Genomic DNA, 18857 nt, shown 5'->3' with positions numbered 1-18857 from the left:
TAAACACCACTGCTTGACCCCCCCTTTTGATTCAGTTTTAAATTGCCGGCACACATGTTCTAGAATTGCAAAATCTGTGCCATAACAAAACCGCCCTGTTTTCACAGGGTGGTCTGCTGTTCTGCTTCCCGGCACGGTAAAAAGTATTGTCCCAATAATGCTGAAGTTCGTGACAGCATGTTACAAATCAAGGACATATTTGGATAACAGCGGCAAGTGAATCTAATTGTTTATATTATAAAGCCGCATTTTTCGGTACAGGGTATTGCGGGATACTCCCAGTTCGCTGGCGGCCTTGCTGACATTGCCGTGATGCCTGTTCAGCACGTAAATGATTTTCTGCTGCTCTAGTTTGGCGTTCTCCCGTTTCCTCCCCTTCCTATCTACGGGATAGCTGTCAAAAACAGGAATCTCCACAGCAGCATCGCGTGGTAAAAACTCCCGCGGGAACCGGATTTCAGCGGGCAAGCTGCCGGCTTTGATCTTCCTGTCCTGCGTCAGGTTTATCAGCCTTTCCACCACATTCTCCAATTCACGGACATTGCCGGGCCAATGGTATTTTTGGAGGTAGTCGAAAACCTGCGGCTCGATTTCGAAGCTCCAGCCCCGCGCCGATTCGTGTTTTTTCAAAAAATGGTGGAAAAGAAGGATGATATCCTCCCTGCGTTCCCGCAGCGGCGGGATGTTTATGGTTATCACGTTTAAACGGTAATACAGGTCCTGCCGGAAGTTGCCTTTAACAACCTCAGCCGAAAGGTTCCTGTTGGTCGCGCATATTACCCTTACATCGACGGGAATCTCCCTGTGGCCGCCGATCCTGACGACTTTCTTTTCCTGCAGCACTCTCAGCAGGGCTACCTGCTGTTCAAAGGGCATATCGCCGACCTCGTCAAGAAACAAAGTCCCGCCCGAAGCTATTTCAAACTTGCCTGCCCGGCCGCCTCGCCTGGCCCCGGTGAACGCCCCTTCTTCGTATCCGAACAGTTCCGAACCGATCAAATCCCTGGGGATGGCTCCACAGTTTACAGCGATAAACGGTCCCTCTTTCCTTGCGCTTTCGTTGTGGATTGCCTGGGCAAAAATCTCTTTCCCGGTCCCGCACTCGCCTTGGAGCAGCACGTTGGAGAAGCTCCTGGCCGCAAGCCTGGCAATTTGCACGGCTTCAACAATAGCCGGGCTGTCCCCTTTAATATCCGCGAAATGGTAAGAAGTATCTTTGCGAGTTGCTGACTCGGCCCTCTTAACGAGCACCTTCTGTTCATCCAGGCGTTTAAAAATGATAATTCCGCCCGCCACGGCGCCAGCTGCGTCAATTATAGACTCGCCGCACAGCAAAAACTTCTTGCTTTCGTTTTTCGCCGGCCAAGAGCACTCGCAATCCAGGCGTTTTCCTTTCAATAGGGACATGATGGGGGGAATATCCCAGCCAAACAATTCTTCAACAGGCCTCCCGATCATTTCCTGGGAAGTCATTTTAAACAGCCTGTTGACAGCCGGATTGACCCGTTTAATCACTCCCCGGGCATCGACTTCGATAATGCCGTCCGAAACATTATTGAACAGCAGGGAAAACCGTTTGTCGACCTGGGACATCTCCTGTCCCTTTTTTTTAAGTATAAGTTTCGTCATGGCCGTATTGGCGATTCCCGCCGCAAGGCCGAGCGCGTTTTTGTGAAAGGTGCGCGCCGGGCCGGAAATATCAATTATTCCCAGTAATTTTCCCGCCGGATCAAGTATTGGAGCGGCGGAACATGTCCAGGGATGGTGTTTTTGGCAGTAATGCTCGGCGCCGGTGACATTTATCGGTTTCTTGATTTGCAGCGAAGTCCCTATGGCGTTGGTTCCCACCTGGTTCTCCGTCCAGGTCGCTCCCTGGATAAAGTTGATCCTTTTCGCATCTTCAAGCACGTTTGCGTCGCCAAAACTTTCCATGATGTAACCCTGCTCGTCGATCAGCACAAAGATAACGCCGGTCTCTTTAATAAGGTCATAACAGTATTCCATCAGCGGTTTAACCGTTTGCAGCAGTTCGCTGTTCCGTTCCTTAACCTCCTTCAGCTGCCGGTGTTCCAGGACATACCTGCATACCCCGTCAAACGGGTTGACGCTGGCCTCGTTGCTCCTTTTCCACGACTCGACAATCGGCTGTTTAATCATGTCATGGATCACTTCGCCGGATTGAAGGTATTTTTCCCAGGCCAATTTAATGTCCATAAATGACATTATATTCTTGCTATTCATATAATTCTCCCCCGCCTTTTTGGGCTATTTAGGAAAACAAATAACAGAACTGATTTGTCCCAGGATTGAATTACGGCAGTTAATAATTTAATTTAAGTTAATTATAGATTAGCGTAAATAATATATCAACATGCACGTACAATTGGGGCTTGTTTAAATATTTATTACGGCAAAGCAAGGTTTAGAATAAAAACCTTTAGCCCGTAATACCGGCCTGTAGCGGTTTAAACCTTCTGGCTAGGGCTTCCCCAACCCGCAGCCCGTCCACGGCCGCGGATACTATACCGCCAGCGTATCCCGCACCTTCTCCAGCCGGGTATAGCCCGGAAAAGCAGGCCTGGAAATCATCTTGCCGGGCAATCCTTACCGGCGACGAGCTGCGGGTCTCAACCCCGGTCAGGACGGCATCAGCCGCGGCGAAACCTTGGAGTTTCCTTCCAAATTCGCTAATCGCTTCGCGAAGCGTCTCCGTCACATAAGAAGGCAAGCACTCCGCAAGATCGGCCAACGTAACGCCGCGGGGATAGGTGGGCTTAACGGAGCCGAGAACCGTGGAAACTCTTCCCTCCAAAAAATCGGATAACAGCTGCGCGGGAGCAAGGTAGCCTCCTCCCCCCAACAAGAAGGCCGCTTTTTCCCACCTGCGCTGGAATTCGACCCCCGACAGCGGGTGGTCACCCGGGAAATCCTGCGGTGTAACACCTACCAGCAGGGCGCTGTTGGCATTGCGGCCGTCCCGGGCGTGCTCGCTCATGCCGTTGGTGACAAGATAGCCGTGCTCGGAAGCTGCAGCCACCACCGTTCCTCCCGGGCACATGCAGAAGGTGTAAGCGGAGCGGCCTGACGGCGAGTGGTAGGCCAGCTTGTATTCGGCGGCTCCCAACCGGGGATGGCCGGCAAATTCCCTGTACTGCGCCCGGTCGATGACCTCCTGGTGATGTTCTATCCTGACCCCGATAGAAAACGGTTTGGGCTGCAGCTTAACCCCTTTTTCATAAAGCATCCTGAAAACATCCCGCGCGCTGTGCCCGGTAGCCAAAACAACGGCTTGGCAGTTTATACGGTCCCGGCCGTTTACCACTACCCCGTCAATCCGGCCGCTGTTTACTATAAGGTCTGTTACGCGCGACCGGAAAAGGACCTGTCCCCCCAGCTCGCGAATGCGGCCGCGCAAATTTTTTACCACGCGCTGCAAAACATCCGTACCGATATGCGGCTTAAACGAGTAAAGGATAGAAGCCGGCGCTCCGGCCTGGACCAATTCTTCCAATACCTTGCGGCAGCGTCTCTCTTTGTCTTTAATCAGCGTGGTAAGCTTGCCGTCGGAAAAAGTCCCTGCCCCGCCTTCCCCAAACTGGACATTGGACTCCCCGTCCAGGCAGCCCGTCTCCCAGAAACGCCGGACCTTTTCCGCCCTGGTCTCCACATTGTCTCCCCGCTCTAAAATAAGGGGCTGGTATCCCATCTGGGCCAAAAGAAGCCCGGCAAAAAGCCCTGATGGACCAGTCCCTATAACCACTGGCGGGTCTTTCAGTTTTTCACTGCCCGTTTGCGCAAACTCATACCGCAGAGGAGGTGTAAAGGATACGCCCGGATCGTTTATTTTGCTGATGAGGTATGCCTCATTTTTAACCACAACATCCACCGTATAAACAAAATAAATCATCCTGCGGTCACGGGCGTCTATTGACTGTTTAAAAACATACCAGTCAAGGATATCGGCTGACTTTATTCTTAACTTGCGGGCAATCATATAAGGCAGCCGTTTAATATCCTCTTCTAGTGACAGCTTAAGTCCGGTTACTCTTAACATGCGGTATCTCCTAAGCACTCAAGTCTATTCTGAACATTACTTCGCCAATACCTCTTTATTACCTCCATAATATACTTTTTGATTTAATTTTCATCGTATTTAGCATATGGTAAATACGGGTTATTCAAGGTAAACCTTTCTGGAAACATCGGTAATCCCATGCTTTAGCGCATCCTTTTTTATCTTATGGTTTAAATAGGCAGCCAACGGCCGGTATAGAATTCTGGGAATTCTTACTGTCAACAAATCCTGTGCCCGGGCGGAAATCATTTTGCCTTGAATGACATCTCCCAGGGCAAGCTTAAAGGCAGAAGTGATTTTCTTTCCTTTCTTGCCCAAATTCTCCAGCAATGCCCCGTTTATTATTGCCCCTCCGCCATAAGCTAAACCACCCCGCCATATCATTCCCGTCTCTTCGGCAAAGAACCTGCATGCGTCAATCATTGGCTCGAGACGGGTTATATCCGGAAAACCGCACTGGCCAACTGCAAAAAACATCTTGCCGCTAAGTTCACTGCTGTATTCAGCGGCCAATTTTTCCAGGCACCAAATATCAGGATAGGGAAGTGTGTCTGCATATAAAGGCGCCACAAGGGCTATTATATCGCTTTCCGCAATATGATATTTCAAATCGTTTAAGCTTTTTTGCCCATCAAAATAATCAATGACATGTCTAATTTCAGCTTGATTACCCGCATCTTCAGCAAGTTTTTTTATTGTGCGGGCAAAGCTGTAGGAGGTCCCTTGTCTACGAGGGCTTCCATTCAGTATGAGAAGTCTTTGTCCGTTCATCTCTATTTTCCCTCCTTAAGGGCAAGCTCTATGTCGCGTTTTATTTTGGCTGTTTCGTCAGATGGTTTAAACACAAGAGTACTGTTTGCGTATTGCAGGTTTAAAGCATTATGGGCAACCAGTTTTCTAAAACTATCTTCCTGAAACCGGGAGTTGTTTTTCGTTACACCTATACCCAGCAGTGATTTGTGGCCATAGCGGGGAAGGTGGAGCAGGCGGCCGCCCTTGCCGCTGTATAAAGGGGTAGCCAGCAACATAAATTTGTCAACGGCTTTTTTCAGTTGTGAGGAATATCCTCCAAACACTATCGGGGTGATCATGATCAACATACTGCTTGAGGCTACGGCCTTTAATATTACAGGCATGTCGTCATCTACTACAATACATTTGCCAGGAGTTTTTATACTGCAAATACCACAAGACCTGCATGGTAGTATGTTCATATCCTTGAGCTTAAAGTAGAAATATTCTTGACCTTTTTGTTCAAACAATCTTTTTAAAGTATTCCCAATAAAATTCTCATTTTCAAATGCCTCAAGTATTACCGGCTTCAAAATAGCGCCTCCATTCTATACAGAATATAAATCAGGTGGCGATTCATTATATTATCATCTCGTAATACTGTCAAGGATTAAATACAAAAAACCCTTTGCGCCTCCTAAATAAGGAGAACTGCAAAGGGTTATACATTTTAGCTGCACATAAATTATAAATTTTAATAAGCGACACCTTGAGCTAACATGGCGTCGGCGACTTTGAGGAACCCGGCGATATTGGCTCCAACCACCAGGTTGTCTTCGCAGCCGTATTCGCGGGCAGCCTTGCTGGCGCTCTTATATATGTTGACCATGATCTCCTTCAATTTTGCGTCCACTTCCTCAAATGTCCACGAATACCTCATGCTGTTTTGGCACATTTCAAGAGCCGAAGTGGCCACGCCTCCCGCGTTGGCGGCTTTTGCCGGGCCGAAGATGACCTTGTTCTTGAGAAACACCTCAATAGCCTCAGGAGTTGATGGCATATTGGCGCCTTCTCCAACCGCGTAGCAGCCGTTGGCGACAAGGGCCAGGGCGGATTTTTCGTCGATTTCGTTTTGCGTGGCGCAGGGAAGGGCTATGTCGCACTTGACCGTCCAGATACCGGTCCAATCCTCATGGTACCGGGCTGTGGGGTGATCTTCGACATAAACCTTGATCCTCTTCCTCTCCACTTCTTTAATCCTTTTCACTGTATCAAGTTTTATTCCTTCGGGGTCGTAAACGTACCCGTTCGAATCGCTCATCGCGACGACCTTGCCGCCGAGCTGGCAAACTTTTTCGGCGGCATAAATCGCCACGTTCCCGGAACCGGAAATGACCACTGTTGCTCCTTTAAATGATTTGCCCTTCGCCTTCAAGGCTTCTTCCATGAAATAACAGGTGCCATAGCCGGTGGCTTCCTTCCTGACGAGACTCCCGCCCCATGTTAAGCCTTTGCCTGTAAAAACGCCGGTAAAGTCGTTGCGCAGTTTTTTATACATTCCGTACATGTAACCGATTTCACGGCCGCCGACACCGATGTCCCCGGCCGGAACGTCGGTGTTCTCTCCGATGTGCCTGAACAGCTCGCCCATGAAGCTCTGGCAAAACCTCATGATTTCGCCGTCCGACTTGCCTTTCGGGTCGAAATCGCTCCCGCCCTTCGCTCCCCCGATCGGCAAGCCGGTCAAAGAGTTCTTGAAGATCTGCTCAAAACCAAGAAATTTGATAATACCAAGGTTTACTGACGGGTGAAACCGCAGGCCTCCCTTGTAAGGGCCGATTGCGCTGTTGAACTGGACCCTAAAACCCCTGTTGACCTGAACATTGCCATTGTCGTCAACCCAGGGCACCTTGAAAATTATTTGCCTGTCCGGCTCGACGATTCTCTCAAAGATACCCGCCTTTACCCACTCCGGATGCTTTTCCGCGACAGGATCAAGAGACTCCAGCACTTCCCTGACCGCCTGGTGGAATTCGGGTTCATTCGGGTTCCTCTTAATCACCTGTTCCATTACTTTACCCAAGTACTTCAAATAAACTCCCCCTCGTAGTAGTCATTCTCCCCCATTAAATATGTACTTGGAGGTTCAAGAATATTATACCAGCTTTTTTGTATTATGTATACTGTATACTTTTTATTTTACATTTTTGCTCATTCCATAAAAAGGGCCTCCCAATCAGGGAGACCCTTGCCGTTCACGCTAAGCTCATGATTTCATAATTATCCCCGTGGAACTCTTGCCGTCAATTATCGTTATAAAGGGTCTGTCGCTTCTGATCAGCCTCACATAATTCGTCCGCCTGCAAACCGGCTGGGCTAAAAGCCAGTCCCAGTCTATCCGTTCCTCGGCGCCGCCGTCGTGTTGGACATGAAGATATCCCATGTTAAGAGAGATCAGGTTGTGATAAAAGTGGCTGCCCAGCGAGGGTTCGGACTGCAGGTCAATCCTGTCCGCTTCAACCACCACGCGGGCCTGCGACATTTGAGACCAGGCCAGGGGGATGCCGAGCCAGCGGTCGGCGGTGCCCATTCTCCCGAACCCGATGAGTATGCATTTGCGCTTTTCCTCAGACAACACTTTATTGAGTTCACCGATTTCGGCGGCTATTTGAACGGTTTTTTCAAGTTCGAACAGGTTCGGGTCTATAAAAATCAGATCGTGAATGTTTTGAAACACGCCGTTTCCAATAGTGTGCCTGCTAACACACAGCATACTGCGGTCGCCGCCGGGGGACTCGATTTTCACCTGGACGGGCTCTCTCCCCACGACCATCGGCCTGATTTGCAGGAAGTAAAATTCTTTGGGCTTTGTTTTATCTTTCGGTATGTTCACGGCAAATTCGATTTCGACTTCCGAACCGAAAGAGCTTTTACCCAGTTCGAACAAGTCCTTGATGATCTCCGCCAGGGGGAACAGGCCGTGTTTGAGGATGGGAGAAAACGTTACCAGCCTGGGACCGTTGATGTGCAAGTGATCAAAAATGCAGTCATTTTCCGGTGAATATGTGCTCCCCACGTATTCAAGAGTGCGGTCTTCTTCAGCCCTGGAAAGAGGGTGCTTTTCGTAGTTGCAGCTGTCATCCGGGTTCAGTTGGGCGCTCGAAGACTTTTTCAGGTTCAGTGCATAAAACATGGACTGTGACTTTTTTAAAAATTCGCCCGGGTTTGCATACGGAGGGTTCATCCTAGGATAGGCAGGAGAAAAACGGTATACCTGACCCCCTTCGACTATCATCCTCCCGAAACCCAGGGCGAGACTGGCCATACCGTCTTCAGGTTTCAGGTGAGAATACGGATAAAAATTATACGACTGGGCCACACCGGAAACAACGGGATAGTACAGGTCCCCGTACTGTTCTCCAACCAGTTCCTGGATCAAAACGGCCATTCTTTCTTCCTCAATGCGGATATCCGCATTCCTGGCATATTGTCTGGGCGAGTCGTAAAAAACCGATGCATAAATCAGTTTGACCGCATCGGAGACCTGTTTGAACCTGACTCTTGTGCTGCGGTGGTTGTTAGGCAGGATATACGTCTTATAAATCCCGGCAAAAGGCAGCACCTGCGAATCCTCAAGAAGGCTTGACGACCTGACGGCCAAAGGATACCCGGCATTGCGGATCAGGGTTAGCAGGTTATTCTTTATTTCTCTTGTCAGCTCTGAAGCCAGGAATTTTTTGGCTATTTCCTCTTCGCTGCTTGAAGCGGCGAGAAAATCGTTCAGCTCGTTGTCTTCGATGAACTGCTCAAAAACCTCGCTGCAGACTACAAAGGAGCGCGGGGTTTTTATCTTCACGCCCGGGTACTTTTCATCCAGGCGCGCTTCGGACAGCAGGGAGTTGAAAAAAGCTATGCCCCTGGCTTTCCCTCCCAGAGAACCGCTGCCGAGCTTGATAAACGCATTTTCCATATCCATTTTGGAAAGGCCAAAATCAAGGATGACGCCCGACTGGTATCTCTTGAAAAAGTTCCTGATAATTTCCAGGATTTGTTCCCTGATCTCCGCAGTGCTGGAAAAGCTTTTTGCATCAAGCCGTCTCAGTTCTTCTGCCGTTTCAAATTCGGTACGGGCCCTGAACCACCTGGAAAAATGGTTATTGCTCGCATGGTAATACAGAACATCATCGGGGACCTCCGCCACAAGTTTTTCCAGGTGCGTTATGTCCGTGGCGACCCCGATCACCTCTCCCTCCTTATTTTTGAACTCAAAGGCCCCAAAACCGTAACTGTCCATGATGTATGCGCGCAGTTCCAAAAGGAGAGCGGGGGTGTTCTTGTCCAGGTAAGTCACTTGCAGCCGGCGCGCTATTTCTTCGTTTTCCTTTTCTTCCGACTGCAGCAGGAAAGGAATGTCCGGGAGCGTTTCCCTGACTTTCCGGGCTAACTCAATTCCCGCCGTGGGGTTGATTTCTCCGCCCCGGGGAAATCTCACGTCGGAAATAACGCCAAGCAGGTTATGCTTGTATTTTTCGATGATCGACACCGCTTCTTCGTAGGTTTCGGCTAAAAGGATCTTGGGCCTGGCCCGGACCCTGAGAAGCCTGTGGCTGCTGTTTACGGCATGTGATACCAAATACCGCGTCTGCTTCATAATTTCCGTATAGATGATGGGAAGAAACTGCGAGTAGTAAACAGGGGAGTCTTCCACAACAAGGATTACCTGAACGCCCTGCCTGCAGTCCTCTTCAACATTTTGCCGGTCTTCAACATACTTGATGGTGGCAACCAGGATCTTGCTGTCGCCCGTCCAGTAAAAGACCCTGTCGATGGCCTTGCTCTCTCTTACCCGGGCGATCATTTCCGCAGACAGCCTCTCGTAAGACAGCATGACGACGGGCAATTCCGGGTATAGTTCTTTTATTCTCCCGGCGAGCTCAAAAGGGCTCATGTCGCTGATGCGGGACATGGTTATCACCAGGTGGTAGGTTTTTTCCCGCAGGACCTCCAGGGCTTCAAGGCCGCAGGAAACCCTGTGGATTCTCGGTACGAAATAAATGCTCAGGTCAAAGTATTCGTTATAAATCCTTTCGGAAAGTCTGCCGTCTTCCTCCAGGACAAAACCGTCATACGGGGTAGAGACAAGCAGTATTTCCGTGACCCTGAATTTCATCAGGTCATGAAATCTGGTGATCTGCGCTTTAAAATCGCCGGCGTGTTCCGTAACCATCCCTCTCTTCTCACGTTTAGTATCCATTTTTAGTTTAAAGGTAAAACTTGATAAAAACGATTTTAAAAAACGAGCGATTACAAATCAGTGCCGGACGGCTGCTGCAGCGGAACAAAAAGGAAGATTCCCCCGCCGAGCAGGAACAAAACCATCACGCTCAGGACACCGTAGCGCGAATGACCCATCAACTGGCTGAAAAGGCCGTAAAGCGCCGGCCCCATAACCGCCGCGAATTTGCCGATAATATCGTAAAAACCGAAAAACTCGTTGGAGTTTTCCTTCGGCACCATCCTGCCGAAAAATGAGCGCGAAAGCGCCTGCATGCCGCCTTGGGAAGTAGCCACCAGCAGGGCCAGCACCCAGAAATCAAAGGCGGTTTTCATACGGTAACCAAGCACGCAGACCAGCAAATAGACCAAAGTCCCCGCCAAAATCATTTTTTTGGCCCCGAATACCCTGGCCAGGGCGCCGTAAATAATGGCAAAAGGGAAGGCCACGACCTGGGTAACGAGGAGTGCCAGGAGGAGAGTCGCGCTGCTCAGGCCAACGCTGTCCCCGTAAACGGCAGCCATGTTGATTATGGTGTTGACCCCGTCGATATAAAAAAAGTAGGCCGCCAGGAACAGGAAAACATGCCGGTACCGCCTGATATTCCTGAATGTCTGCAGCAATCTCCCGAAACTGCCGAGTACCATGTTCAAAGCGGGCTCAATGAAGTAGACCTGTTTGACGTTTTTCAGCATGGGTATGGAGAACACTGTCCACCACAGGGCTGTCAAAAAAAACGAAAACCTGGTCGCCGCAGCGGCAGGAATTCCGATTTGCGGGCCGAACATGATCAGGGCGATGGAAATAATAAAAGGGATAGTGCTTCCACCGATATAACCAAGGGCAAACCCATATGTGGAAATCATGTCCATCCTGTCCTCCGTGGTAACATCAACAAGGAAAGCATCATAAAACAGGTTGGCCCCGGCAAAACCGGTAATGGTCACCGCATACAGGACGAGGATGTGGAACCACTGCTGGGCTGCAGCCAGCGCGGCCGTTGATATTACTGCTATGACGAAAAAGATTTTAAACAGCCGCATCTTCATATTTCGGTAGTCCCCCAGTGCGCCCAGCACCGGGGCGCATAGCGCAACCAGCAGGGTGGCTAGTGAAGTTGCATAGCCCCAGTAAGCGTCGGCCGTATACGGGCTTAATCCGGCGTCCCTGGCCATGGATTTGAAAAAGATGGGAAGAATAGAAGCCGTAATGATTGCGGAGTATGCCGAGTTGGCCCAGTCGTACATGACCCAGCTCTTTTCCTGTATGGTGAGCCTCTTCAACATGCTGTTTGCTGCCCTCCTTCGCCGCCGTAAGGCATTTCCGCGTTCTAAACTTCATCCGAAAGAAAGGATCTGAAACCCGTGCCTGGTTTTATTACCCATTACCTCTGCGGCCACCAGGTGCTCCAAAACCTGAAAGACGAACCTCTGCGGGAGCTGATTGCCGGAAACAGGCAGGTTTTCAACCTTGGAACTCAGGGACCGGACATCTTCTTTTATTACCGTGCCTGGCCCTGGACGGCAAACCGCGGCCTCAACAAAACCGGGGACATGCTGCACTTGGAAAAAGTGAACGCCTTTTTTGCAAATGCCGTCAGTTATATTATGCAACAAAATGGCAGGGAAAGGGAACTCCTTACCGCTTATCTTTGCGGTTATGCCTGCCATTATTCCCTTGACTGCCATGCTCACCCTTACGTTTATTACCGGACAGGCTTTGCCCGTCCGGGCGAAAATCCCGACGCCAGGCACGTCTGCCGTCACCGCCTGTTTGAAACAGCCGCCGATGTCCTGATGCTTGAAAGGTTGTTGGCCCAAAAACCGGCAGATTTGAAGGTCCACAATCTTATTTCCTTAAATACCGGAGAAGCCCAATCGATCGGAAGGCTGTACCGGGTTGCCTTACAAAACACTTACGGCATTAGAGTAAGCGCGGAACAGGTTTCCCGCGCCGCCAGGGACATGGCAACCGCCCAGGCCGCGCTGCGGGACCGGACCGGCCTGAAAAGGCCCCTGCTTATTTTTGTGGAAAAACTCTTGGGCCGCCCCCCGCTCATTTCGAGCATGGTCTACCCAACCAGCATTGACAGCGAACTCGATTGTTTAAATCTTCAACGCCGCCCCTGGCGACTGCCCTGGGACAACTCAACCCCATTCACCTTATCGTTCCCGGAGATGTTTTTGGCTGCGGCGCTTGAAGCCGAAGAACTGTGCCTGGCATTATACCGCTGCCTGCACTTGGGTGACAGCCCCGTTCCCGCCTTAAACAGGATCGGCAACCGTTCCCTGGTTACCGGCGCCGACTGTGGGCTGGACCTGGTGTTCACGCATTATGAATGCATATTTGATCGTTGAAACATACTTAACGATAATTGATTGCACCGCTGAAGGCGGTGAAAGACAATAAACGTCATAAAAAAACCGGATCAGGCACTTGTTTTTGCAGGCGGCATATGATATATTAACAATAATATCAAGGCAATGACGGAGAAAAGTACGCCGTTCGAAACCCCCAGGGAGGGAAGGCCGCTGACTGAAAGCCTTCCCGGGCGGAAGACGGTCGAAGTTCCCTCCGGAGCCGGCGGCTGAAACTGCGCGCGCAGCAAGTAGGTTTGCCCGGGCCTTCCACCGTTATCGGGAAGGGCGCACCGGCTGAGACCGAGTGATCCGGTCCCGTGCGTCGCCGAGAGGGTCTCACGCCAGACCAACCAGGGTGGTACCGCGGAAGCATGGCTTCTCGTCCCTAAAGGACTGAGAAGTTTTTTGTTTTAGGCGTTTTTAAAACTATTAAAATATTAAAACAAAAAGAGAATATAAACGGCAATGACGGAGCAAAGTACGCCGGCAACAGCCTTCCAGGGAGAGGGAATCGCTGACTGCAAGTTCCCTCATGGTCTGCCCGGCCGAAGTTCTCTCCGGAGCCGGCGGCTGAAACTGACCAAGAAGTCGGAAAGTAGGCCCCACGGAACTTCCACCGTTACCAGGAAGGGGGGTATAAAGGCTTCTCGCCCTGTGCCCTGCTGAGCGGTCCGGATAAGTTCCGGTCAAGAGAGGTGGTACCGCGGAAAACAAGGCTTTTCGTCCTCGCAGGATGGAAAGCCTTTTGCATTTTTTTAGACAGGGAGGTGATGAATATGTTGGGCATACCCGATCCCCAAATCTGGCTGGCTTACCTGCTTTCCGTTCTCTCGGCGGTGCTGTGCGTGGTTTACGGCGTGGTCAAATGGAACAGCAATGATTAACAATCAAATATTTAAAAAAAGGAGTGAATTTTCGTGAACGTCAAGCTAATAGCAATAGTCGTTATTTATCTTCTGGCCGTGGCGATACTCGGCTACATAGCCTACCGGCGGACCAGGTCCGACAAGGATTATCTCATTGCGGGCGGCAACGTGCACCCGTACCTGATGGCCCTGGCCTATGGTTCGACCTTCATCAGCACGTCGGCCATCGTCGGCTTCGGAGGAACCGCCGGGATGTACGGCATGAGCCTGCTCTGGCTGACTTTCGCCAACATCTTTGTCGGCATCTTCCTGGCCTTCGTCTTTTTCGGCAAGCGGACCCTCATCCTGGGACGCAACCTGGATGCCCATACCTTTCCTGAATTCCTGGGACGCCGCTATCAATCAGACTTCATCCAGCGCTACGCGGCGGTTGTTGTGACCTGCGCCATGCCCCTGTATGCCGCGGCGGTAATGATCGGCGGCAGCAGGTTCCTGGAGCAAACCCTCAACATAAATTACGAACTGGCGGTGTGGGTCTTCGCCCTGTTCGTCGCCGCCTATGTGATAACCGGCGGGCTGAAAGGCGTTGTTTACACAGACGCACTCCAGGGAAGCATCATGTTTATCGGCATGTCGCTTCTATTGGTGATGACTTATGCCAAACTGGGCGGGATTCTTACGGCCCACAAGGCTCTGACAGCCCTGTCCTCGCAGGTTCCCGCCAGCCTGGCGCAGAAAGGCCACCTGGGCTGGACCAGCATGCCCGCTCTGGGTTCGGAATACTGGTGGGTGGTTGTATCAACCCTGGTAATGGGTGTGGGAATCGGGGTCCTGGCCCAGCCCCAGTTAATCGTCCGCTACCTGACGGTAAAAGCGCCCCGGGAATTAAACCGGGCCGTAGTAGTGGGCGGTATATTCATCCTGATGATGACGGGAGTGGCTTTCGTCGTGGGTTCCCTTTCCAATGCCTATTTCGCTCAAACCACGGGCAAGATCGCGCTTACGGCTTCCATTGACCCCGCCACCAACGCCCCTAATGTCGACCGGATCATACCCCTGTTCATCAATTCCGCCATGCCGTCCTGGTTTACCTACCTGTTTACCCTGACGCTGATGGCAGCGGCCATGTCCACCTTAAGCGGGCAATTCCATGTGATAGGCACCTCTTTAAGCCGCGACCTGTACGCCGGTTCAAAGTCCAGGTCCGTAAAGCACTCGTTGTTGATAAACAGGCTGGGTCTGGCCGCAGCCATGATCATAACAGTCTGGCTCACTTTCCGCCTTCCGGCCGGCATAATCGCCGTAGCCACTTCCATTTTTTTCGGCGTTTGCGCCGCCAGCTTCCTTCCCGCCTATGCTGCCGCTTTATACTGGCCGCGGGCTACCACTGCCGGGGCCATCGCCAGCATGGTGATAGGCTCCCTCAGCAGCCTCTTTTGGCTGACCTTCGTTTATGCCAAAGGGGCAGCGGGACTCGGCATCAGCAAAGCCCTAACGGGGAAGGCTACCCTGGCCGGCTTCCCCTGGACAGTGGTCGATCCCATCGTCATTTCCCTGCCCCTTTCGGCATTGACCATGGTAGTGGTAAGCCTCCTGACATCGCCGGTGGAAGAGGCCTTCTATAAAAAACTTTTGACCCCCGTTTCCGGCGCCAAAGCCTTGCCGGAAGAGTAACGCGGAAAAGAAAAAAGCCGGTAAAATGCCGGCCCAGGCTGTCGGCCAACCGCCGACAGCCTTTTTGCTGCGCTGTTTGTTTTGCTACTATTACCAATAAATATCACCACGGGAGTTTCCCTACAAAGTAATCCATCAGCTTGTGCCCCTCCTCGATATAGCGGCCTGCGGCCGCCGCCGACGCTTCGTTATAAATCTGTCCGCGTCCGTCTTTTTTGTCGCCGCTTCTGTAAATCAAAAAGGGAACCGGTTCAGCCGTGTGGGTCCGCAGTCTCAGCGGGGTTGGGTGATCAGGCAGGAGCAGGACCGCGTATTCCTCTCCCCCTGCTTCGAGTTCAGCGGTAATGGGCTTGACGATCCTGGCGTCGATCGCCTCAATGGATTTGACCTTGTTTTCGATTTCATAGCGGTGCCCGCACTCGTCGGGCGCCTCAATATGGATGTAAACCAGGTCCCGGCCGTTTTGCAGCGCGTCGAGGGCCGCCCGGGCTTTGCCCTCGTAGTTGGTATGGAAGTTGCCCGTAGCCCCTTCCACCTCTATCGGCTCCAGGCCAGCGCAAATCCCGATCCCCTTGATGAGGTCAACCGCAGAGATAACCGAACCGTTTAACCCGTATTTCTCAAAAAAATTCGGCAGCCGCGGTTTTTTGCCTTCGCCCCAGATCCAGATGGAGTTGGCGGGTTTTAACCCGCGCTCCTTCCGCCTGATATTGACGGGATGGTCTTTTAAAAACTTGCTGCTTTTTTCCATCATGCCGAGGAAAAGACTGCCATAAGGGCCGGCAGGCAGGTATTCCTTTATCTTTCGGCCGATGATGTCATGGGGAGGGGTAAACCGGAAATCAAACGGGGCATTGTTCCAGACGAGGATGTGCCGGTAGCTCACCCCGGGGTAAAAAGTCATTTCTTCGGTCCGCAGGTGTTGATTGACGGTTTCGAGCAGTTCCCTTGCTTCCTCCGTGGAAATCTCGTCGGAACTGTGGTCCAGCATGGTCTTTTCGCCGTACGGCTCGTCTTCTGAGAGCGTCACCACGTTGCAGCGGAAAACCGCATCGGTATCCGCAAGGTTCAAGCCCATGCTGATCGCTTCAAAAGGAGAACGGCCGAAATAATACACCCGGGGATCATAGCCCATTACCGCCAGGTTGGCCGTGTCGCTTCCCGGCGCCATCCCCTCGGGGATTGTCTTGACCATGCCGACTTCCCCGGCCTCTGCCAGGCGGTCAAAGGCCGGCGTATTTGCGGCTTCCAGGGGAGTGCGCCCCCCCAATTCGAGGACAGGATAATCAGCCATCCCGTCAGGCACAATTACCACGTATTTCAATAATCTCACTCCTCGCAGCAGCTAAATAAAACTGGTTTAGATTTTATATATTTCCTGTGTTTCTAATATTGCATCCGGTGAAACAACTTTAACATATCGATTTAGTTCTTAAAGCATTTTCAAGTTCTTCCTTCTCTTTTTCTAGCCTTGGACTAAAATCAGAGTTGCTCGCATTCTTAAAATGAATAGCTCCAATTAACCCTCCAGGATATGCAGCTTTCAATGATTCAGATATCAAAAGCATTCACTGTTCGATCGAGTAAAGCCATTTCGGATAACGGTTCATGCTTACGCTTGGCGAAGGGGTGTGTTTAAGTAAACTGTAAAATTTTGCTCTGGTAAAAAATCAAATTCTTTTTCCAATACATATCCCGCCTCTCCCATTTCTCGTACGATAGTATCCTTGGGAACATAGTGCCCAAACATCCCGCGAAAAGTGAAAGGTTTGCCTTTTTTGTACTCTATTATGATTATCCTGCCATTAGATTTCAAAAACATTCTTAGATTCTTAAAATACTTCACACGATTTGGTATATGGTGGGTGACATTACGCATAAATATGAAATCTAAGCTTTCTTCAGGTAAATCCATTTTATCTTCAGTTATAAGGAGTGTAATTATGTTTTTTAGCCCTTTTTTCTTAGCACTGTTTTTGATGAATTCCAAAAACTCTTTATTTGTATCAACAGCGTAAACTTTACCTTTTTCGCCCACTATTTCAGCAAATCTTAGTGAAAAATAACCTCCACCTGCACCTATATCAGCGATAATATCCGCATATTTCAATCCTATGGCTTCTATAATATGAGCAGGTTTATTTTTCGGGTCTGATGCTTTTTTGTTAAACATTTTTGCTTTAAGTTCTCTCATTTTGTACCTCCTATGATTTCTAGATTCCTTATAACTGTGCCAACAACAATCTTCATGCTCTGCAGCAATCTCATTCAGTGTTTTTTCTTCCCGCAAGACTTCAATCACGATTTTTGCTTTTTGTTCCGGTGTAAAATTCCTTCTCTTGTCCATAGTTCTATTCTAACTTATTTGACCCATCTTGTCTGTCTCGTTTTCTGGTATCATTATAATTTATCCCCTTCAACCCATACTATAAATGTTCTATCTGTACAGATTGTGCATATTGTTGTAGTATAGGAGGTGAGGAGGTGTATGACTATGTTATATGAATTAAACCTAACCGATGCCCGCAAAGAGTTCTCTTCTTTGTATGATCAGGTTTTCAATATGTATAAACCAGCTATAATTAAACGAAAAAAGTCAGAAGAAGTAATGGTTCTTCGAGTTGACCAACAGAAAATGTTATTGTCTAATTTTAGCTTGAAGCCTGAGATTATTAAAGAAGATGATTCATCTATAACACTTGCTTTGGATGACCTAGAGCTTTATTCAAATGGTTCAAATTTAGATGAAGCTATCAGTGGTCTAGTTGATGATCTGAAAATCTATGCCTCAGATTATATACAGAGATCACAATTATTCTTGAACGCACCCAACCGTAAATCTCATTTCCCTTATGTCTTACGTGTCCTACTATGTGAAACTGATGAAGAAATTCGTCAATTACTAGAGCTGGACAATGCCACCTAAATTTGGAGACCTAAAAAGATACTGTGATAAAAACGGTTGGGTTCTTATAAGAAATACAGATCATTGGTACTATGAAAAGGTTTTAGCCGATGGCTCCGTTCTCAGAATAAAAATCAGTCATGCTATTGCTAAAGAAATCCCCAGAAACCTATGGAAAAGAATTCTAGATAAGCAACTTAAAATATCTGAAAATGAATTCTGGAGCAAAATCTGACCCAATATTGGGTCTTTTCTTTTACTATTAAAGAACATTGCGCTTAACGGGGCGCGGGTTTACGACGCCCTGAGCCCTAGTGCTTGCACTTGGCGAAGGGGTGTCCGTAAACCTGCTGATAGGCGATGTCGCGAGCGCTTTGCGCGAGCGAGCCTATCAGCAGGCGAAGCCCGCGCCCCGATAATCGGACGAGCGAGCGCAGCGAGCGATGTCCGATTATCGGGGCGCATTCACGACGTCGCCGAAGTCTAGTCATACCTGGACTTACTGAGACGATGTGGCTGAGGCAAAGCCCTTCTCCGTTATGACCTTACCCTCGCAGGCCGAAGCCCGATAGCGTGAATGTGGTGTTATGTAATAGTCGCGCGCCTTCGAAGACTAGAGGCTGACAGGACGTCAGCCCCTAAATAAAACTTTCTGATACCATTCTGTGATATCAAAACCCTACTTCTTATATTAATTATGTCCACAAAGAAGTAATAAACATAGGTACCTTTTCCACTCCAACTTCAAATCCACAGCGTCTATAGAATTCCGTTTCTTTTTCATAAGCTATAAGCACAATCCTTAAATACTCCTTGTATTTTTGGGATAACAATCTAACTAACTCTTTTCCAATGCCTTTTCCTTGATATGCAGGATTTATTAACACAGGAGTTATGCAGTTGATGGAAAATAACACCAAAGCATAATCAAAAAATATTTTTAAAACAGACCCAGATAATACCAAAAAGG

At 49.7% G+C, this 18857-nt stretch carries 13 protein-coding genes and 1 pseudogene; 3 read left to right on the top strand and 11 right to left on the bottom strand.

Annotation, left to right across the window (positions count from 1 at the left end; all coding sequences use genetic code 11):
- Window positions 1-222: 222 nt before the first annotated feature.
- The 7 genes from NUV48_05035 to NUV48_05005 all read right to left on the bottom strand — a co-directional run bounded on the left by NUV48_05035 (window position 223) and on the right by NUV48_05005 (window position 11368).
- A complete protein-coding gene (locus tag NUV48_05035; GenBank protein MCR4441504.1) occupies window positions 223-2241 on the bottom strand; it encodes a sigma-54-dependent Fis family transcriptional regulator in 2019 nt (672 codons plus the stop codon).
- Between the two features lie 196 nt (window positions 2242-2437).
- Window positions 2438-4054 carry an FAD-dependent oxidoreductase gene (locus NUV48_05030; GenBank protein MCR4441503.1) on the bottom strand — a complete coding sequence of 539 codons (1617 nt, stop codon included), beginning with the start codon at window positions 4052-4054 and terminating at the stop codon, window positions 2438-2440.
- Window positions 4055-4174: 120 nt separating this feature from the next.
- Entirely contained in the window at window positions 4175-4846 is a 672-nt protein-coding gene (locus NUV48_05025; GenBank protein MCR4441502.1) for a hypothetical protein, read from the bottom strand.
- A 2-nt stretch (window positions 4847-4848) separates the two neighbouring features.
- A complete protein-coding gene (locus NUV48_05020; GenBank protein MCR4441501.1) occupies window positions 4849-5400 on the bottom strand; it encodes an NAD(P)H-dependent oxidoreductase in 552 nt (183 codons plus the stop codon).
- 161 nt (window positions 5401-5561) lie between these two features.
- Window positions 5562-6899 (bottom strand): NADP-specific glutamate dehydrogenase, encoded by a 1338-nt coding sequence (gene gdhA, locus NUV48_05015; protein MCR4441500.1) that lies wholly within the window; start codon window positions 6897-6899, stop codon window positions 5562-5564.
- Window positions 6900-7073: 174 nt separating this feature from the next.
- Entirely contained in the window at window positions 7074-10034 is a 2961-nt protein-coding gene (locus NUV48_05010) for a phosphoenolpyruvate synthase (GenBank protein MCR4441499.1), read from the bottom strand.
- Between the two features lie 77 nt (window positions 10035-10111).
- The gene (locus tag NUV48_05005; protein MCR4441498.1) at window positions 10112-11368 is read right to left on the bottom strand and encodes an MFS transporter; all 1257 of its coding nucleotides are present in this window, start codon (window positions 11366-11368) and stop codon (window positions 10112-10114) included.
- A 78-nt stretch (window positions 11369-11446) separates the two neighbouring features.
- Between NUV48_05005 and NUV48_05000 the strand changes: the two genes are divergently transcribed.
- Entirely contained in the window at window positions 11447-12439 is a 993-nt protein-coding gene (locus NUV48_05000; protein MCR4441497.1) for a zinc dependent phospholipase C family protein, read from the top strand.
- 920 nt (window positions 12440-13359) lie between these two features.
- Complete coding sequence (locus NUV48_04995; protein ID MCR4441496.1) at window positions 13360-14982, top strand: sodium:solute symporter family protein; 1623 nt, start codon at window positions 13360-13362, stop codon at window positions 14980-14982.
- Between the two features lie 103 nt (window positions 14983-15085).
- On the opposite strand, the gene NUV48_04990 is transcribed toward NUV48_04995, so the two are convergent.
- The 3 genes and pseudogenes from NUV48_04990 to NUV48_04980 form a co-directional block, all read right to left on the bottom strand.
- Window positions 15086-16306, bottom strand: a complete 1221-nt coding sequence (locus NUV48_04990; GenBank protein ID MCR4441495.1) for a cofactor-independent phosphoglycerate mutase — start codon at window positions 16304-16306, stop codon at window positions 15086-15088.
- A 288-nt stretch (window positions 16307-16594) separates the two neighbouring features.
- On the bottom strand, window positions 16595-17245 hold the full coding sequence (locus NUV48_04985; GenBank protein ID MCR4441494.1) for a class I SAM-dependent methyltransferase: 651 nt from the start codon (window positions 17243-17245) through the stop codon (window positions 16595-16597).
- Window positions 17231-17329 (bottom strand): annotated as a pseudogene (locus tag NUV48_04980) (transposase). Before NUV48_04980 ends, NUV48_04985 begins: the two are co-directional and overlap by 15 nt.
- Window positions 17330-17476: 147 nt before the next feature.
- Between NUV48_04980 and NUV48_04975 the strand changes: the two are divergent.
- Window positions 17477-17908, top strand: coding sequence for an exoribonuclease R (locus NUV48_04975; protein MCR4441493.1), 432 nt, complete (start codon window positions 17477-17479; stop codon window positions 17906-17908).
- Window positions 17909-18582: 674 nt separating this feature from the next.
- Here NUV48_04975 and NUV48_04970 read toward each other — a convergent pair.
- Window positions 18583-18857 (bottom strand): GNAT family N-acetyltransferase (locus NUV48_04970; GenBank protein MCR4441492.1); only part of this gene is annotated, 275 nt, incomplete at its 5' end.

It is taken from the genome of Peptococcaceae bacterium (genome assembly GCA_024655825.1).
Lineage (GTDB): Bacteria > Bacillota > Peptococcia > DRI-13 > PHAD01 > JANLFJ01.
The sequence above is the reverse complement of the archived record's forward strand: the minus strand, read 5'-3'. Positions and strand labels throughout refer to the sequence as shown.

Bases quoted from the DNA above. Each gene is read 5' to 3' on its own strand.
- NUV48_05035 (MCR4441504.1), bottom strand. From the start codon at position 2,241: ATGAATAGCAAGAATATAATGTCATTTATGGACATTAAATTGGCCTGG.
- NUV48_05030 (MCR4441503.1), bottom strand. From the start codon at position 4,054: ATGTTAAGAGTAACCGGACTTAAGCTGTCACTAGAAGAGGATATTAAA.
- NUV48_05025 (MCR4441502.1), bottom strand. From the start codon at position 4,846: ATGAACGGACAAAGACTTCTCATACTGAATGGAAGCCCTCGTAGACAA.
- NUV48_05010 (MCR4441499.1), bottom strand. From the start codon at position 10,034: ATGGTTACGGAACACGCCGGCGATTTTAAAGCGCAGATCACCAGATTT.
- NUV48_05005 (MCR4441498.1), bottom strand. From the start codon at position 11,368: ATGTTGAAGAGGCTCACCATACAGGAAAAGAGCTGGGTCATGTACGAC.
- NUV48_04975 (MCR4441493.1), top strand. From the start codon at position 17,477: ATGTTATATGAATTAAACCTAACCGATGCCCGCAAAGAGTTCTCTTCT.